The sequence below is a fragment of the Segatella sinensis genome (assembly GCF_040095255.1).
Taxonomy (GTDB): domain Bacteria; phylum Bacteroidota; class Bacteroidia; order Bacteroidales; family Bacteroidaceae; genus Prevotella; species Prevotella sinensis.
The window spans coordinates 1-3,237 of the sequence record NZ_JBBNGE010000104.1 but is presented as its reverse complement, the minus strand read 5'-3'; the positions used below and the strand labels follow the sequence as shown (position 1 = coordinate 3,237).

Annotated in this window: 4 protein-coding genes; 3 read left to right on the top strand and 1 reads right to left on the bottom strand. The window is 37.9% G+C overall.

What is annotated here, in order from left to right:
* Nucleotides 1-1,134: 1,134 nt before the first annotated feature.
* The 3 genes from AAAT87_RS15145 to AAAT87_RS15135 all read left to right on the top strand — a co-directional run bounded on the left by AAAT87_RS15145 (nucleotide 1,135) and on the right by AAAT87_RS15135 (nucleotide 2,998).
* Complete coding sequence (locus AAAT87_RS15145; RefSeq protein WP_291815530.1) at nucleotides 1,135-1,446, top strand: hypothetical protein; 312 nt, start codon at nucleotides 1,135-1,137, stop codon at nucleotides 1,444-1,446.
* A 220-nt stretch (nucleotides 1,447-1,666) separates the two neighbouring features.
* A complete protein-coding gene (locus AAAT87_RS15140) occupies nucleotides 1,667-2,122 on the top strand; it encodes a hypothetical protein (RefSeq protein WP_349226892.1) in 456 nt (151 codons plus the stop codon).
* A 327-nt stretch (nucleotides 2,123-2,449) separates the two neighbouring features.
* Nucleotides 2,450-2,998 carry a hypothetical protein gene (locus AAAT87_RS15135; RefSeq protein WP_349226891.1) on the top strand — a complete coding sequence of 183 codons (549 nt, stop codon included), beginning with the start codon at nucleotides 2,450-2,452 and terminating at the stop codon, nucleotides 2,996-2,998.
* Nucleotides 2,999-3,043: 45 nt separating this feature from the next.
* Here AAAT87_RS15135 and AAAT87_RS15130 read toward each other — a convergent pair.
* Nucleotides 3,044-3,237 (bottom strand): hypothetical protein (locus AAAT87_RS15130; RefSeq protein WP_349226890.1); only part of this gene is annotated, 194 nt, incomplete at its 5' end.

Sequence of the window (3,237 nt, the reverse complement as noted above, 5' to 3'; positions counted from 1 at the left end):
TTCTCACCCGTCTGAGGAGTACGCATAATCTTACGATACTTACTAGTTCCTTGTCCCATAGTCAATCAGTTTTTAAAGGGTTAATAATTAATTTTTTGACGATGCAAAGGTACGGCTTTTTTAGGGAACCGCCAAAAATCAGGGTGTGATAAGCCCCGATTTTCAGCAGCCCCAGTTTCCAAATCCCGTTAATAATCCTAACTCATAATTTTGAAAAAGAGAAAACATAGCTTTACAGCTCACAAACCATAGTTTTTCTCCTCAAAAGCTATCACAATAACAGTTATCACAGTTTCTCGAAACACTTTTCTTTTTCTCATTCCAGAACTAACTATATATATTATATATTTATAATAATAATATATATAGTTAAATTCTATTTAACATTTTTCTTGTCCCTTGATACCCCCTCCGTAAAAACTGTGATAACTGTTATTGTGATAGCTGTGATGGGAATCACGGACAGAGAATGTGTTGATGAATGATAGTTAATCAATAGCTCTTCTGTTAAGTTGGCGGAATGGGTGAAGAAACTGAAGGCTCATAAGGCTGAGCAACTGGAGAAGTTGCGCAATGTAGAGAAGTGCGACTTTGCTTTCACCTTAAGCTGGGGATAAGAATCAAGCTTACCAGCGTACTGCTAAAAACATTTTCCAAACTTTTATCGGAAAACTCTTGCGAGTTTCAGAATATTATTGTACCTTTGGGGGAGTAAATTGATAGAATGTAGAACTTATAAACAACGTAACGTCGTAAATTTCAACGAATTGAACATGGAATTGATTAAGGTTATCAACAATATATCAGAACGGGTGATAGATGATTTGAAGACCAAATTATCTAAAAGATCTCGTGTGTCAATAGCTGCAGCCTCTTTTTCTGAACGCCGAGGCTCGGGCGTTGAAGAAGAAGGTTGCTGAGTGGGAAAAGGAAATGAAAGATTTTTCCTGATTCAGCAAAAGTGTACGAGTTCGTACACTATATGGAAATAATGAAGAATAATTTATAAAATATAGATAATATGGATAGACCCAATAGAATGGAATTGCAGTCGGCAGATGGAGCGCAGCTGAATCTGGATGCGCTTTATCAGATGTTTTGAAGCATACAGGCACTAAAATATTGGTAGCAGAAATGGTCAAAAATGATTTTTTCTGTTACAAAATAACTAGTTCATTAATCCTCGACTTCTTTTCCGGTTCTGGCACTACCGCCCACGCGCTCGACCTGTTCCTGAATAATATCAAGGCCGACCGAAACGACCTCGACCTGCTCTTTGGATGTATGCTCGACTGGGGTGTTCAGCTCTCTCTGCCTATGACCCAGGAGGTGGTGGATGGCAAGATAGCGTGTGCCCGCAAGCATTTTGCAGCCATCAGCGAGAATGGTTACATTTATGATGTAGTCACGGACTATCAGGCATTGTATAATGCTGTGACGAAATAGCTGTGGAAATGGTAATAGAATTGCCTACCCATCCATAAAAGTCGAGGAGAGGAAGTGTAGCGCTAAAAATGCTCACTTTCTCTCTTTTTTCTTTTTTTGTAGTAAAATAAAAAGAAAATATTAATGTTTTTAAAAAACACTCACGCATATCGTTTGTAGGTGCGACCTTGATTTTGCCAATTCAACTATTAGTTGTAAATTCGCATAAATTTACATTAAAATGTTGAATGTAGGAGAATATAGAAGAGTGTTGATGCTGGAAAATTTAGCTCAGCTAGAGGACCGGATTAATTGGATACAAGAAGAGTGCATCATCTTGTATCTCAACTCTTTTATAGGTGAGAAAGGTGAACAGATATCAGCATATCAGTTTTCTAAAATCACTAATATCAGACTTTCTACAGTAACCGGAATTCTGAATAGAAAAGTAAGGTTCAGACCTTATCAGCAGCGAAGATGGTGCTGCTGTATCCTATATTATTGGGATAGAATCGTTGATGAACTGATCAAACGACATACGGCGGAAGGTAAGAAGTTTGACAAGAATCTGTTTGAGAAGAATTTCAATGAAGCCTTTTCGCAGTGGATTACTTTTGCAAGAGACTTGAAGCAACTTAACAATTTGAAAGCACATATAGCAAAATACCAAAAGCTTTTTGTGCCTAAAATTAAATAATGAATAACTATTAATTTAATCTAAAAAATTCAACATGAAACGAACTAATACACTTACCTAGGGAAGACTTGTCTGCCGGCATCGAGGATGCCACCCTTAAGAAGCTCTCCTTTTAGCCCTCAGCTCTTTTTAGAGGACCATATCAATATATTATTAATAAAAAAATACCAAGAGATATGGGCAAAAGATTTTTTTTTAAACTTATCCGTTTCCTGTGCAAACACAGTGGGTTCTGTTTGTTTAAGTATGAGGTATATATGCAACCTAATAGCAAATATATCGAGAATAATTATGAAAATTCTAAAGGTAATCTAAATCAAAATACTGATGAGTAACGATAGACATTTTTATTTTAATGGTTCTGTTACATATATAGAGAACTATTACGAAGACCATGAAAATCATCATAAGGATTCTGAAGATTCTTCTGAAATGAAGAATGATACCGATGAAGTTGTTTTTGAACAGAGTGTTAAGGTGAAGTGTGCTTCATCTTCTGCGGGAAGAAGTGCCGAGAATCTCTTTTCTACTCCTGAGGGTGAAAAGGATGTGGGGCTTACGGGGAAGATGGCGGATGCTTTTGTGAAATATCTCAAGCTGCATCATATTTCAGACAGTCAGCTTTCCACTTCCGATGGTTTGTTGAACAAGAGTGTGGTGGCGTTTTTCCTGCGTTGGTCTAACCAGGGCTATGTGAGCGCTGGTGTTCCTAATGGTTCATCCATTACTCGTTTTCTGCACGATGATTGTCATCTGGAACTGGGTGTTACCCAAAAGTCGTATGGCAATTATATAAGAAAGAAGATCAATGACGGGAATGTAGATTATGAGGTAGAGGGTTTTGTGGAGGATTTCGCAAAGTCTCACAATATATAGAATCTTGCGCCGAATTACTGACTTCATTTGACGTAAAGAAAATAATTATATCTCTGTAAAGTGTTGATATAGAGGGGCAAGACGATGGTTTTGCCCCTCTCTTGTTTCCGCCGAATTCAATTTGGCGCATTCGGCGGAAAAGGCGTAACGGAGCATTCTTTTTACTTTTGCCCCAGATTTCAGAACGATACCGGTTCTGAGGTCTGGGGCTTTTGCGTTTTCTATCGCCAGGATGCTGG

Bases quoted from the DNA above. Each gene is read 5' to 3' on its own strand.
- AAAT87_RS15140 (WP_349226892.1), top strand. From the start codon at position 1,667: ATGTTGAATGTAGGAGAATATAGAAGAGTGTTGATGCTGGAAAATTTA.
- AAAT87_RS15135 (WP_349226891.1), top strand. From the start codon at position 2,450: ATGAGTAACGATAGACATTTTTATTTTAATGGTTCTGTTACATATATA.
- AAAT87_RS15145 (WP_291815530.1), top strand. From the start codon at position 1,135: ATGGTCAAAAATGATTTTTTCTGTTACAAAATAACTAGTTCATTAATC.